The sequence below is a fragment of the Photobacterium aquimaris genome (assembly GCF_002954455.1).
GTDB lineage: Bacteria > Pseudomonadota > Gammaproteobacteria > Enterobacterales > Vibrionaceae > Photobacterium > Photobacterium aquimaris.
The window spans coordinates 302,128-317,453 of sequence record NZ_MSCC01000002.1; the positions used below are offsets into that span (position 1 = coordinate 302,128).

General features: G+C 38.3%; 10 protein-coding genes. 5 read left to right on the plus strand and 5 right to left on the minus strand.

Going from position 1 to position 15,326, the window contains the following annotated elements; translation table 11 throughout:
* Window positions 1-347: 347 nt before the first annotated feature.
* The 4 genes from adhP to BTN98_RS12355 form a co-directional block, all read right to left on the minus strand.
* A complete protein-coding gene (adhP, locus tag BTN98_RS12340; protein ID WP_060996878.1) occupies window positions 348-1,364 on the minus strand; it encodes an alcohol dehydrogenase AdhP in 1,017 nt (338 codons plus the stop codon).
* A gap of 631 nt (window positions 1,365-1,995) precedes the next feature.
* A complete protein-coding gene (locus tag BTN98_RS12345) occupies window positions 1,996-3,147 on the minus strand; it encodes an iron-containing alcohol dehydrogenase (protein ID WP_060996879.1) in 1,152 nt (383 codons plus the stop codon).
* Between the two features lie 253 nt (window positions 3,148-3,400).
* Window positions 3,401-3,643 carry a hypothetical protein gene (locus BTN98_RS12350; protein WP_060996880.1) on the minus strand — a complete coding sequence of 81 codons (243 nt, stop codon included), beginning with the start codon at window positions 3,641-3,643 and terminating at the stop codon, window positions 3,401-3,403.
* A gap of 273 nt (window positions 3,644-3,916) precedes the next feature.
* Window positions 3,917-4,939 (minus strand): HoxN/HupN/NixA family nickel/cobalt transporter, encoded by a 1,023-nt coding sequence (locus BTN98_RS12355; protein ID WP_060996881.1) that lies wholly within the window; start codon window positions 4,937-4,939, stop codon window positions 3,917-3,919.
* Window positions 4,940-5,620: 681 nt separating this feature from the next.
* On the opposite strand from BTN98_RS12355, the gene BTN98_RS12360 reads away from it, so the two are divergent.
* The 4 genes from BTN98_RS12360 (at window position 5,621) to BTN98_RS12375 (ending at window position 13,808) form a co-directional block, all read left to right on the plus strand.
* On the plus strand, window positions 5,621-6,955 hold the full coding sequence (locus BTN98_RS12360; protein ID WP_060996882.1) for a solute carrier family 23 protein: 1,335 nt from the start codon (window positions 5,621-5,623) through the stop codon (window positions 6,953-6,955).
* The gene (locus tag BTN98_RS12365) at window positions 6,952-8,319 is read left to right on the plus strand and encodes an amidohydrolase family protein (protein ID WP_060996883.1); all 1,368 of its coding nucleotides are present in this window, start codon (window positions 6,952-6,954) and stop codon (window positions 8,317-8,319) included. The genes BTN98_RS12360 and BTN98_RS12365 overlap by 4 nt, the downstream gene beginning before the upstream one ends.
* A gap of 282 nt (window positions 8,320-8,601) precedes the next feature.
* Window positions 8,602-11,094, plus strand: coding sequence for a GH92 family glycosyl hydrolase (locus tag BTN98_RS12370; RefSeq protein WP_231730618.1), 2,493 nt, complete (start codon window positions 8,602-8,604; stop codon window positions 11,092-11,094).
* A gap of 248 nt (window positions 11,095-11,342) precedes the next feature.
* The gene (locus BTN98_RS12375; protein WP_060996884.1) at window positions 11,343-13,808 is read left to right on the plus strand and encodes a GH92 family glycosyl hydrolase; all 2,466 of its coding nucleotides are present in this window, start codon (window positions 11,343-11,345) and stop codon (window positions 13,806-13,808) included.
* A gap of 58 nt (window positions 13,809-13,866) precedes the next feature.
* On the opposite strand, the gene BTN98_RS12380 is transcribed toward BTN98_RS12375, so the two are convergent.
* The gene (locus BTN98_RS12380) at window positions 13,867-14,739 is read right to left on the minus strand and encodes a hypothetical protein (RefSeq protein ID WP_060996885.1); all 873 of its coding nucleotides are present in this window, start codon (window positions 14,737-14,739) and stop codon (window positions 13,867-13,869) included.
* Between the two features lie 257 nt (window positions 14,740-14,996).
* On the opposite strand from BTN98_RS12380, the gene BTN98_RS12385 reads away from it, so the two are divergent.
* Entirely contained in the window at window positions 14,997-15,269 is a 273-nt protein-coding gene (locus tag BTN98_RS12385) for a hypothetical protein (RefSeq protein ID WP_060996886.1), read from the plus strand.
* Window positions 15,270-15,326: the final 57 nt, after the last annotated feature.

Consider the following 15,326-nt stretch of genomic DNA (forward strand, 5'->3'; position numbering starts at 1 on the left):
AAAACAATCGTAACAGCCATCGAATAAAGCCAATACCCTTAGTTGAAAGTGAATAAGGTATTGGCTTTCATACCATATCGACGAAATTAACCGCCAACTTCGTATAACATCTGTTATATGAATTTAGCGAGTAAGTTCCATTTAGCAATGTCCGCTAGTGGCAAGCTCACCAGAAAGTGACTGAAGCAGAAAATGAAAGTTCGACTTTATGAAATAGTAAAAGGGCGCTGAAGTTAGCTTCAACGCCCTTTTTGACAGATTAATTACCGATAGTCAGGGTAATTACATCCTTTCTTTAATATATTAACGTTAATGAACGCGCCGTTATTAACGCGAATATCTAATGATTATTCGAAATCCATTACAATACGACCGGTTACTTCGCCTTTTTCAAGCTCATCAAAAATAGTATTGATATCTTCTAGTTTTCTAACTTCAATGTTTGTTTTAATTTTACCTTGTGCTGCAAAATCAAGGCATTCCGCTAAATCTCGACGAGTACCAACAATTGAACCAACTAATGTAATCCCATTAATGACCGTATCAAAAATAGGAACTGGCATATCTTCTGGTGGTAAGCCGACTAATACGAGTGTTCCGCCTCTACGAATTGATGCATAAGCACTTTCAAAACCCGCTTTAGATACAGCTAAACAAATAGCAGCATGAACACCAGTACCTAACAATTCTTTGATTTTAATTTCAGGAGTATCAATTTTAAAATCAATGAAATGTTTAGCGCCTAATCGTAATGACAATTCTTTTTTATTTTCGCCTGTATCGACAGCAATGACATTTAATCCCATCGCTATCGCATACTGTATAGCTAAGTGACCAAGACCACCAACACCAACAATAGCAACCCAATCACCTGGTTTTGTATTACTTACTTTTAACGCTTTATAAGATGTTACACCAGCACAAAATAATGGTGCAGCTTCAATAAAACCAAGTTCATCAGGTATTTTTACAATATAACGGGCATCTGCTTTACAGTAATCAGCATAACCACCATCTACATGATACCCTGTATAAAGACAATCAGGGCAAAGTGTTTCTTTTCCTTCTAAACAGTAATCACAATAGCCACAAGCTGTGTATAAGAAAGGAACACCGACACGATCACCTACTTTTACGTGATCAACATTTGCACCTACTTCGGTAACAATACCAACCCCTTCATGGCCAGGAATCAGAGGCATTTTAGGCTTAACAGGCCAGTCACCTTGGCAAGCGTGAATATCAGTATGACAAACACCACATGCTTTAATATTTACTAATACATCATTGACACCAATTGATGGAATATTAATATCTTCAATTACGAGTTTCTTTTTAAAATCATGTGCAATAGCCGCTTTCATATATAATGTCCTTTATTTTATACAAAATGGAAAATGAATAAATTATTGTCTGTTAAATAAAACTATTCTTTAAAAATCAGATGCTAAAAGATATTTAATGTGTTTATTAAGGTGAATGATTTTCTTTTAAAATGTGTAAATAATCATAATGCACTAAATTAAGTTTATTATTGGACGCTATACATATTATCGATACGATTGCATTTTTAGTTAAAGAAATAATAACGGGATTGTTAAAAATAAAGCTATATCTTATTTAAGAAGCTTATTCCTTAAAGTATTAACGATATGATTGACTTGATATAATCATAATCTACCCTATTTTAGATAAAAACAATCACTTCAAATGCAATTAACTATTACAAAATAAATACGCTATCTAATGCATATTTTACTCTCTTTCAGTAATACTCATGATCTGTTTATCAAGAGGGGAGATAGTTAAGATATATTGATAATAAAGAGGGAAGCAGAGGCTAAAAAAACAAATGTGATAGCTGGTAACGTTACGAATGGGATTTGTTTTATCAAAAAAGTGGAAAAAACAGCCAGCATTGAGTTCAAGGTAAAAAAAAAGCCGCTGATAAATCAGCGGCCTTTTCGACAGATTAATTACCGATAGTCAGGGTAATTACATGCGAGCTTTAAAGATATTAACAATCTCAGCAAGGTTTGCTTGACGAGGGTTAGTTAAAGAACACGCATCATTTAGGGCATTTTGTGCCATGAATGCTAATTTATCTTCAGTAACACCCAGGTCAGCTAGACGTTGCTTAGTTCCTACCTTCTCAGATAGTGCATCAATCGCTTCAAGGGCTGCGTTAACTGCTTGCTCTTGAGTCATGCCTGATACATCAACACCCATTGCTTTTGCGATATCAACAAAACGCTCTGGTACTTGCTTAGCATTGAAGCGTGATACTTCTGCCAATAGGATTGCGTTACATAAACCATGAGATAGGTTGTAAACACCACCTAATTGGTGTGCCATTGAGTGAACGTAACCGAGAGAAGCATTAGAGAATGCCATCCCTGCTAAGTACTCACCGTACTGCATTGCATCGCGTGCGGCGCGGTCTTCACCGTTATTCACTACTGCTTCTAAGTTGTTAACAATTAACTCAATCGCTTTGATTGCAGATGCATCAGTGATTGGCGTTGCTGCTGTTGAAACATAGGCTTCAACGGCGTGAGTTAATGCGTCCATACCTGTTGTTGCCGTTAGGAACTTAGGCATTGCTACCATTAGCTCTGAATCGTTAACCGCAATAATAGGCGTGAAGTGCTTATCAACTACTGGGTATTTAGTTTCATCTTCTTGGTTAGTGATGATAGCAAATACGGTCATTTCTGATGCCGTACCTGCAGTTGTATTCACGGTTACCAATGGAAGTTGTGGTTTTTTCGATAGGTGTACACCTTTTGAGTAATCACGAATATGACCACCGTTAGCAGCAACCAATGCGATACCTTTAGCTGTATCGTGAGATGAACCACCACCAAATGAAATCACAAAATCTGCTTTGCTTTGTGCAAGAAGAGCTAGACCATCTTCGATGTTTTTCTCTGTTGGGTTTGGTTGAACACCATCGTAAATAACAAAATCTAAGTTATGGGTTTTTAGTTCATCTGTTAGCTTGCTAACCAGACCCACTTCAACCAATACACTATCAGTCACGATAAGTGCTTTTTTCAATTCTTTTGATGCTAGTTCAGCACCTAGAGATTGAATAGCGTTAGGACCCATTAAGGTTACAGGTGGCATGTAAAATACATTGCTCATAGTAAAACTCCGATAATTATTTATTAATTTATAGTGACTTACCGCGTTAGCCATAAGTCTGAATCTGTTTGATTGCGCGTTTCAAAAACGAATAACGGCTGCTGTTATATCGAACTTAGTGGTTATTGTTTGTGTCGATGCAGCCATTCTACATCTCGTGAATTTGGTAACAATAGAGGTAAAACCAAAACACTTTTACTTATAGGTAATAATTGTTTTTTAACTAAAGTAGGATCACGCTAGTGCTCTATTATTATTTATCAGCCGCTGATAATAGTTTGTCATTAAAGCTCATGTGGCTGTTTTTGTTGGTTACCACAATCCCTGAATGTGATTTATCAGCAGTGCCGTTGACAGCGTAGTGGCTAGCAACAACTGCATTATTTGCTTGGTTATTGAAACTAACGTTACCTGTGAATGCGCCATCACGTGCTGATGCAGTGTAAGAAGTGGCGATAATAGCGGTAGCGATAATTGCTTTAATAACTGTTTTCATGAGTTGTATAACCTTATCTTTATCATTGTTTGTCAACGCCGTCTGCGTTTCGATGGAGCCATATTAACAATTACCAAAAACAAAACAATATGCGATAAATGCAAAAGATTATTACCTTGTGGGAATAATTGATATTTTGGGGAGAGAGAGGAGCAGAGAGGTCGCTGTTGTGATTACGGGTAAATACATTATTAGGAAGTTAGATAATACAACGGCCGCAATGCGTGCGACCGTTATCGATGAGGTAAGGGGATATGACGAGAGGTTAATGGACTAAATCGGCTGATCCAATTTATCGTAACTGCGGATCTTATAATTAAGGATAGACAGTACCCAGCAGCCAATAAATATCGCAATCACACCAATACCGACCATTCCAAAGTGATCGGTCATAGTATTAATATTATCCCAAAACCAGCCTCTTAACTTTAAACTCGATGCAATAGCACTCAGTGCTTCTAAGCCGCCGATGATCAATGCCACAATCACTGAAATGCCAGTAATGGTCATATTATAATAGAGCTTGCGTGATGGTTTTGAGAATGCCCATCCATAAGCTCCAACCATAACCAGATTATCAAGGGTATCGATTAACGACATACCGACGGTAAATAAAATCGGAAATATCATGATTAACCAGATATTCATCCCTTGAGAAGCATTGGTTGCTGACAGTGCTAATAAGGTAATTTCACTCGCGGTATCAAAACCAAGTCCAAATAAAAAGCCAATAAAATACATGTGCCAGCTTTTATTTATAAACTTAAATGAAAAGTGGAAAAGTTTATTTAATGGCCCGCTTAATTGAATGTCTAAATCAGCATCTGATGGGCGAATACCTTGTTTGTAGGCATTAAATTTTTTATAAACTGATAAGAAAATGCGTAGGTTGATATAGGCCATAATCAATAAAAATAAAATTGATACGCTGGTACCAATAATGCCGCCAATATCGCTAATAAAAGGAATTTTTGATTTAAAGGTGCCAACAGTTAATGCAATTGCTGCTGCGGCTAGCATTACTATGGTGGAATGACCTAATGAGAAAAATGTGCCGATTGTAATAGGTTTTTTACCTTGTTCCATCATTTTTCGAGTCGTGGTATCAATCGCAGCAATATGATCGGCATCGACAGCATGGCGTAAACCAAGTGACCAGGCTAAGAGTGACATACCCAGCATTTCTGGGTGGTGATGAAAGGCTATTACCGCTGTTATCCAAACAGCTATATTGATCAAGATAAGGCTAGATACCAGCCATGTTGCATTTTTTTTGGTGTTATCGCTGATTTTCATTAAATATAATATCTCTGTTTTTAATAATAGTTATCATTCTCTTTATTTGACTGTGAGATTTAACTAAGTCTTAACGCTATTTTAATAAATAGTTTATTTTCAATTGGTTATATTTTTAAAATTTGACTTTAATTCCACTTTTTATCTGTGGTTTATTATTTCAGTATTATTATAAACATCCCTTGAGCGTATGTATTTAATTTTTGAGTATTGTTATCTATATAAAAGTAGACCACTAGATTTAAGCTCTTTTATGGAATAATTAATTTTAAAATAATAAAAAAGGTGAATGTTATGTCAGTAACTGTAGAAGGAAAGAAAGTCTAAATTTCTGGTGTATTTCCACTATCAGGATAACAAGCGCCAGCGTTTACACTTTGTGGTGTTGATAAAGGTGTATTTTATACCTAAAAAGACCATGATTATCGCTCTTGGAAATGTTAATTTAAATTAATACGCAAACGATTGCCTTAGATTTTTTTTCAGGTAAAATCCCGCCATCTTATATTCTGCTTGGTTAATAATAACGCTTAACATATACGCAATCTATTGAACAATAAGTGTTTATTGTTCTGATATGTTATTTATTGATATGAATTTTTTTATTCAGTATCAATTGAAATCAGCCGCAGTCTTACACAATAACTGCCTTCGTTAGTTTATTAATTGGTATACCAACACATGATTAATATCGATGAAAAAATATCACTTCCTCGCTCGCTTTCTTTGGGGGCGCAACATGTTTTAGCGATGGATTTATATATTGTTCCAATTATTTTAGCGGGTTTATTATCACTGACGGTGTCTGATACATCGGCACTTATTCAAATGACATTTGTCGTTGCAGGATTGGCGACCATTATTCAGTCGAGGTGTTTATTAAAACTACCTGTGATGCAAGGGCCGTCTTATATTCCGATTGGTGCTATTGCTGCTATTGGTCAAACCATGGGAATGGGGGCGGTGTATGGCGCGTTAATTCCGGTAGCTCTGTTGGTGGCACTATTAGGTAAGCCATTAAATTTATTTAGTAAAGCAGTTCGAAAATTAGTGCCACCGATTGTGGGCGGTACGGTGATCATTGTAGTGGGGATTTCATTACTACCTGTTGCGTTTAATGGTATTTACAGTGGTGATCGTCCAACTGAAAATATTGTGATTGCGTTGGTAAGCATGGTGTCACTATCAAGCTTTATTTTATTAGGTTGTTTGTTTAAGTCATTGCATTGGTTGCGATTAACCTCAGTGTTAAGTGCGATTGTATTAGGTACGTTGACTGCTTCTTTTTATGGCATGACAGATTTCTCATCGGTAACAACAGCGGCGTGGTTTAAATTGCCGAGTTTATTGCCTTTTGGTGAGTTAACATTTGATCCCATTGCAATTTTGACGATGTTGTTTATCTCAATGATTGTGTTAGTTGAAACCACTGGCACATGGTGTGCAGTGAGTGCGGTAACTGGGGTTGAGCTTAAAGATGAACGCTTAAATCGTGGTGCAACGGGTGAAGCGGTAGGGCATTTCTTTTGTGCTGCATTAGGCGGTAGCCCTGTTACGGGTTATTCAACCAATGCTGGTATTATTGCGGTAACAGGTGTTGCTTCACGCCATGCGATTATTGCAGGTGGCTTTATTTTGTTATTGCTGGGGTTAATGCCTAAATTAACTAGTATTATTGCTTCGATTCCACATGCTGTTATTTCGGGTATTTTCGCCGTTATTTGTGTTGTTATTGCGATGAATGGCTTTCGTGTAATTCAGCACATCAACCTTAATGAACGTAATATGTTAGTGGTCGGTTTACCGATTATGTTGTCACTTGGCGCGGTGTTAATGCCACGTGAATTAGTTTACGCCTTACCGGAATTAATTGGTTATTTAGTTAACTCAGGCATTGCGATTGGTGCTTTAGCTGCGGTGATCTTGAATTTCATTTTGCCTAATGAAGATCACCCTGTTGCAACTGAAACCGTTACCCAAATAGAGAGTCAAACACACACAGAGAATAACGCATGATTGATATAACAATGATTAAATTTGCTGTCCTTGCTGATTGCTTTCACTGCCCAGTAAAAGGTGAGTTTGCGTTTAATATTAATTGGTTATTATTAATTGATCATCAAGGGAATATTGCCGCGACATACCAGCCTCAGCACCCTGAATATGCTGACTTATTGGCAATTTTTAAGGGCAATGATAGCCTGCAAGTGATCCCTAAAGGTGAATATTTATTACCAGGTTTGGTGGATTTACATTGCCATGCACCACAATGGCCACAAGCAGGTAAAGGGCTTGATTTACCTTTGTATGATTGGCTTCAAAATTACACTTTCCCACTTGAAAACCGTTATTCAGATAATGATTTCGCAGCAAATGTCTATCAAGATGTCACTAAAACATTATTAGCTAATGGTACTACTAGTGCGGTGTATTTCGCTTCTATTCACCGTCAATCGACGGAGTTACTTGCACAAACATGTTTGAATGTTGGTCAACGTGCTTTTGTTGGTAAAGTGAACATGGACAATAGTGACCAATGTCCAGCTTATTACTGTGAACCAAGTGTGACAGCGGCAATTGATGACACTGAATTGTTTGTTAATAACGTATTTGAGCTAGCCGGAAATCAGTCACGCTTAGTACATCCGGTGATCACGCCGCGTTTTGTACCAAGTTGCACCAGTGAACTATTGCAACAGTTAGGTGGTTTAGTACAACGCTATGATCTCCATATGCAAACCCATTGCTCTGAAAGTGATTGGGCGCGTGATTATAGCATTCAGCATTACGGTGTTAGTGACGTGACGATTTATGCTGATATGGGGCTACTGAATAATAAATCGATTCTTGCTCACTCTATTTTTCTTAATCAAGCAGATATTGAAAAAATTAACCAGTTTAAAGCGGGTATTGGTCACTGCCCATTATCAAATATGTATTTTGCTAATGCGGCTATGCCAGCACGTGAATTATTGGATCACGGCGTACAAATCGGTTTAGGTAGTGATATTGCGGGTGCGCCATCACCGTCTATTTTCCGCGCCAGTTTTGATGCCGTCAGTCATTCTCGTGTTCGTGAAGAAGGGGTGGATATTTACTTACCCGCGTCGAAGCGTGGTACTGTTAATGCGCGCATTAGTTTTGTAGAAGCATTTTGGATGGCAACAGTCGGCGGTGGACAGGTGCTTGATGCGAAAGTTGGCTTATTTGAGCAAGGGTATCATTTTGATGCGATAGTGATTAAAGCTAATTCTGCTATCGGGAATTTACGTATTTGGCCTGAATTTGACAGTGCGAAAGACATTTTAGAAAAAATCATTACGCTTGCTCAGCCTGAAAATGTGGCAAAAGTATGGGTACAAGGTAAAGCTGTTATTTAATCATTATTGTCTATACCTGTGATATTTAGAAACCGTTACGGCAACATACGTAACGGTTTTTTTATGGATAATATAATTAAAACTGTGATATTGAGTCCAAAATAACGTATTTAAGAATATGCGGTATATCACAGCGTATAATTGCTGTTACAAAAAGCCTGTGAATGCGTAATTAATCCTATATCTCCTGCTATTAACTTTATTGATAATCCTGCCACAAACTTTTCACTGTAGTTCCAAATATAACAATCTACAGTCAACGTGATGAGCTAGGGAATGGATATGTCGACAATGAAAATATTGCCTTTGGCACTAATGGTCGCAGCAGCACTGACAGGGTGTAATGACGAAACCATCTATAACAATACCACTGTTGTGCCCGATAAAACGGCACCTGAGATAGTGTTAACGGGCAATACTAAATTTGTCGATCCATTTATTGGTACTGGCTTTAATGGTCATACCTTTCCTGGTGCAGTGGTGCCTGAAGGCATGATTCAGTTGTCACCGGACACTGAGCTAATGGGTTGGCATTCTTCATCAGGTTATCATTACGATAAAGATACTTTATTTGGTTTTTCGCATACTCATTTAAGTGGCACCGGTATGGGCGGCTTAGGTGATATTCTGTTTTTACCGTTTACTGAAGATAATCAAAACTACATTGAAGATAGCGATGATTACCGTAAAGCGATTGCGGTTAAAATGGATAAAACCTCTGAGCAGGCAGAAGTGGGCTATTACAGCGTTGAGATTGCCGATAATAATATTAAAGCTGAATTAACCGCATCTGAGCGAGTAGGTTTTCACCGTTATACTTATCCTCAAGGCGCTGATCAGAAATTAAAAATTGATTTAAATTCGATTTTAAACAGTGATTGGGGTTCGACTTCATTACGTAATCAATTAACTATCAGTGAAGATGGTTATACCATCACCGGTGAAAGAGACGCGGCGCATTTTTCTGGTTGGGCGAAAAATCAGAAAATATTCTTCCATGCGACCTTTGATAAAAAAATCAAAAATGTGGTTATCCTAGCCAACGGTAAACCAGTAGAAGGCTTAACTGCCGAACATGTTTCAGAATTGCTTCGCGATGATGCGGGTAAGCCAATTAAACGCACTAAAGCTGACGTTACTGCCTATGTTGAGTTTGAAGGCGGTGATACTCAGATTGTTAATGCTGCAGTTGCAATCTCTGCTGTAAGTGCTGATGGTGCAAAAGCTAACCATGACGCTGAAGGACATCAATCTTTTGATGAAGCACGAATGGCGGCGGTGAAGAAATGGCAACGAGCGCTAAATTTTGATGTTAAAGGCGGCACATCTGAGCAAAAAGAAATCTTTTATACTGCGCTTTACCATACAAAAATAGCGCCGCAAGTACACCAAGATGTCACTGGTGAATTTAGAGGTATGGGTAAAGGCTCTATTCGTAATGGTGAAGGTAATTACTCGATTGCTTATGGGCAAGCAACACCTGAACAGCCAAATTTTTCAGTGTATTCACTGTGGGATACCTTCCGCGCGTTACATCCATTAAAAACCATTACCGAGCCAGAGCGTGCGGTACAGTATGCTAAGAATATGGTTCAAAAATGGAAGGAGAGCGGCTTATTACCGAAGTGGGAACACTTAGGGGATGAGACTGGCACCATGATTGGTTATCCTGCGGTGGCGGTGATTGCTGATGCGATCACCAAATTCCCCAATGAATTTACGTTACAAGAAAAACAACAAGCGCTACAAGCTGCGGTTGAATCGTCTACTTATGATCAGCATGCAACATTAGCTCAAGAGTGGGATCTCGATGTTTTAAAACGTGTGTTACCTGATGCGGTAAAGTTTTCTCAACAACATGGGTTTGTGCCTGTTACGAATGAAAATGCTGAAAATATTAAAGAATCGGTGTCTTACGGTTTAGAAAATGCGTTTTATGATTGGGCGATTGCACAAATAGCGAAAGCGGCAGGTAATACAGAGCTTGAGCAACAATATTTAGCACGTTCACAAGCATTTAAGCGTTATTTTGATAAAAATTCAATCGAGTATACAGATCATGGTGTAACTGGATTTATGCGGCCATTAACCATTGACGGTGATTTTATTACTCCGTTTGATCCGTATAATACTGCGCATGAATCAGGCCCTTATGCTGAAGGTAATGCATGGCAGTGGACATGGTTTGTGCCACACGATATCAAAGGACTACAAGAACAAATGGGTGGGCAAGCAGCGTTTGCTAAAAACTTGGATGCCACCTTCACCGCGGGTAGTAAAGGTACAGAAACCGCAGATATGTCAGGCATGATTGGTCAGGTTGCGTTTGGTAATGAGCCTTCGCACCATATTCCATATCTTTATAATTGGACTGCCGAACCTTGGAAAACCCAAGAAGTGGTCGATCATATTTTAGATGAAATGTACTTTGCAGAGCCTGCTGGCATTATTGGTAATGAAGATGTTGGTTCAATGTCAGCATGGTATGTAATGTCGGCGATGGGTTTCTATCAAGTCAATGCCGCTGAGCCAATTTATACTGTTGGCCGTCCGTTATTTGATGAAGTACGTTTACCCGTAAAAGATGGTTTCTTTACCGTGAAAGCATTAAATAATGCTGATGATAATATGTACATTAAATCGGTGTCTATTAATGGTAAACCGTTAGATAACGGGTTGTTCTTTAATCACGCTGAATTTAAAGTCGGTGGTGAACTAAAATTTGTGATGACAGGTGATAAATCACAAGCCATGCAAGTACCGTTGATTAATTAGCTAACGCGTTAAATAACAAGGGGGCTGATAGCTCCCTTATTGTTTTGATTATTTTTGATAGACAAAGAAAGAATAATATTGAGATTGAAGCAATGTCACTAAAAAAGTATTTAGCGATAAAAGTCCAGCGAATGTATTATTTTGCTACTACTTAAATGTGAGGTTTATTTTTATTATCGATAAATAGCAAGTTGACGGAATATTTATTTTCGTCGCTTCCCCATAATAAATAATATAGGTCGATAATAATGATAAATAAACTGAGCCCAGTGGCACTTTCTATTGCATTAGCAATGGGGTTAAGTGGCTGTAATTCTGATAATTCAACAGTATCTACAGATAAGGCAACTCAAGTTTCAGACGTATATTTACAATATGTAAATCCTTTTATCGGTACTGGTGCTGATGGCCATACTTTCCCTGGGGCGGTGTTCCCATCGGGAATGGTGCAATTAAGTCCTGATACTGAAATGGATGGTTGGGGATCTGCGGCGGGTTATTTTGATCATGGAAAACAACAAGATATTCCAGTCTATGGTTTTTCTCATACCCATTTAAGTGGAACAGGTATTACTGATCTAGGTGATATTTTAGTATTGCCGTTTACTGAAAAAAACAATGCGACTTACAATACCTTTGATAAAGTCAATGAAACTGCAGAAGCTGGTTATTATGCAGTTGAATTAAATCGTGGTGAGATTAAAGCTGAACTGACCACCACAGCGCGAGTTGGCTACCATAAATATACTTTTGCTAAAGGTAGTACACCGTTTATTAAATTTGATTTAGACCATACATTAAATAAGAGTTGGGGTAACCGTACCACGGTTGGCAATCTTGAAATTATTGATGAATATACTGTTCGCGGCCAGCGTAGTTCTGATGGTTGGGCAAATAACCAACATATTTATTTTTATGCGAAATTTAATCAGCCGATAGTAAAAGCAACGGCATTAATTGATGGTGTTGAAACGAGCATTAAATTAAATAATGATAATATTGAAGCGGTTAAAACTATCGCTTATTTAGAATTTGCGCCAACAGATCAGCCTCTAGAATTAAAAGTAGGTCTTTCTCCTACGGGTATTGATGGCGCAGAAAATAACCTTAATACAGAAGTGCCTGCTTGGGGCTTTGATAAGGTGTTAGCGAAATCTCAACAGGCATGGCATAACGAGTTAGCCAAGGTTGAAGTTGAAGGCGGCACCGAAGATCAAAAGCAGATTTTCTATACTGCGATGTACCACGCTTCAATTGCTCCGATGATCTTCCAAGATGTTGATGGTAAATATCGCGCCATGCGTACTCAAGAAATAAAAGACGCGGGTAATACGCCTAATTATTCAGTGTATTCAATGTGGGACACTTTCCGTGCATTCCATCCATTACAAACCATTATTAATCCGCAACGCGCAACAGAATATGCCAATGATTTAATTCGTAAATATAAAGACGGTGGTATTTTACCTAAGTGGGAACTGCAAGGGCATTATACGGGGACGATGATTGGCTTCCCGGCTATTTCTATTATTGCCGATGCAATGGCAAAAGATTTAAATGTTGATGCTCAAGATGCGTTAGAAGCCGCTGAATTTACCGCGCGTTATCATGAAGAAAGTGAATTTCCTGATTGGACGAAAGATCAAAATATTGGTGCCGCAAACGTGGTTCAAGTAAAAGTCTATGAAGAAAATGGCTTTGTTCATCATGGTTACTGGAACTCAGCGTCTTATACTTTAGAGTTTGCTTATGGCGATTGGGCGGTATCGGAAATTGCTCGTATGGCGGGTGATACCAAACTGCAGAATGAATTTTTAGTGCGTGCTGATAATTGGTTGCACCACTGGGATAAAGAAACTAGCTTCTTACGTCCAAAGAACCATCCATTAAGTGTTAGCCCGAATAAACCCGCATCACAATTTAATCAGCCTATTGATGAGTCGCGTAAAGGTGAATGCGTAATGGTTGATGTGGTACAAAATGATGGTAGTAGTAAAGAGATGGAACAATGCCCATTATTACCATTTGACCCATATTTTGTTGATGAATTTGCCTTTACTGAAGGTAATGCATGGCAATGGAAGTTCCAACCTATGCATGATTTTGAGCGCTTAAAGCAAGAAATTTACGCCGCAGATATGGCTAAAAATAAACCTGATATGACACCAGAGAAATCATTCCGTGAAGATTTAGATGAGTTGTTTACGGCTCGTTCTTCAAATACAGGTGAAGAGTTGCCGGATTTAACAGGTTATATTGGTCAATATATGCATGGTAATGAGCCTTCGCACCATATTCCATATCTATACAACTTGACCGATGAGCCATGGAAAGCACAAGAGTATTTAGATCAGATCATGAACCAGTTTTATACCACTGAGCCAACAGGTTTAATTGGTAATGAAGATGTAGGACAAATGTCAGCATGGTACATCATGAGTGCATTGGGCTTTTATCAAGTAACGCCAGCGGATCCTACTTATTCAATTGGTCGTCCATTGTTTGATAAGGTGTCAATTGATGTCAAAGATGGAGAATTTACCATTGTTGCAGATAATAATAGCCCAGTGAATAAATACGTCCAGTCAGTCACTATTAATGGTCAACCATTAGGTGCTAACTTAACCTTTAAACACAGCGATATTAAAGCAGGTGGTGAACTACGGTTTGTAATGACAGGCGATAAAAAGCAAGCGTTGCAGGCCACATTTTAATTAGCCACTACAATATGTATTAATTAAAGCGTGCTCTTACTAAGAGCACGCTTTTTTATTATTCTGCTGAAAGATCTAATCCAAAGTGATCATCACAGGTGGTTTGGCTTGGTTGGTTAGTATTATCGTAACCGCAGTAGTCGGTTTCAAGAATGTTGTATTCAGCACGTGCTGCGGCGAGTAATTGAAAAAACTCGGCTTCAGTGACTTTTCGTTCTCGATAATAACTAGCATAAGTTGGATTACCATTGAAAAAACCTTGGGCGGTACGGACGCGAGTATCGTTGGGTGGTAGGGTTGTTAATTGATTTTGCATAATACCGCCATCAGGCATTCGTACTTGGTAAAGTACGGTATCATCGCCAATCAAGGTGGTATTAGTATCTAACGTCATGCCAAAAGACTCAAATGGGCCAGAAAGATTACCATCACAATCGGTGGCTTTTTGATCAGCACTAAAGATTTTCTCATTACCATTAATACCACAAATACCATTGCCTAATGCCATGGTTGTCTCATCACATAACTCTGCCTTTTTAGGTGGGTATAAAAATACATTGCGCTGTTTGATAGTGTTTCCAATTACTTCTAAATGAATAAATCCTTGGTAATTATCATATTGATATGGCCAACGACTAGAAACTTGAGGCGTACCATCCGCCCCAAGTAAGGTATAGTCACCGACCCAGTAACCGTTCTCTCGTTGCCACGGGGTAAAATCCAGTAATTGTACGTTATCGAGATCACATTCATCGTCTGCGACTGCTAATATGGGGGGATCTTGTTCTGTATCGGTATCAGCGGTTGGTGTGTCAACGACAGCAGGATCAGTATTGGTGGTTGTGCTGTTGGTGTTATCGTTATTACAGCCAATCAGGATGGAGGCACTAACGCATAATAAGGTCGGTATTAGGTAATTGGATATAGGCATGAGCTAATCTACATTATGGTGACAATACATAAAAAATTAGTCAATTTAGGCAGTTATCTATGACTTATTTTTAAGAATCTATTGTCGATTATTGTTTTAAGGCTCACTTTGTTACAACTTCTTATCTTTCATACAAATTGAAACATATTGCTGATATTTAAAAGAAACCAGAGCGAGTATATTTTATTTAAACACTTTTTTTTTGATTCCCATTTTCACGGTTGTTGATGTTTTCAATCGTTTCAAGGACAGCAACAATGACAACGTTTACGTTAACTATTACTCATGGCTTGTCTCATCATCCGGATATAGAACGGATGACAACAAATCCTCGTCAGGCGTTACGTTTTTTAGATCGCGAAGTGTCACCGTATACGCATAGTTTTACGAAAATTATCACCGTTAATAATAAGCAATATGTAAAGAGTGTTGCAGAGGATGATAGCCAAGCATTTCGCGCTGATTATATGGCGGATAATCTGTTTGCTCTTTGGTGGCAGAGAGTGCGGGGATTTTTACTTAATAAATGAAAATAATAACACTAATCACCCATATAACAACACCCTGCAAGTGAGTTCCCGCAGGGT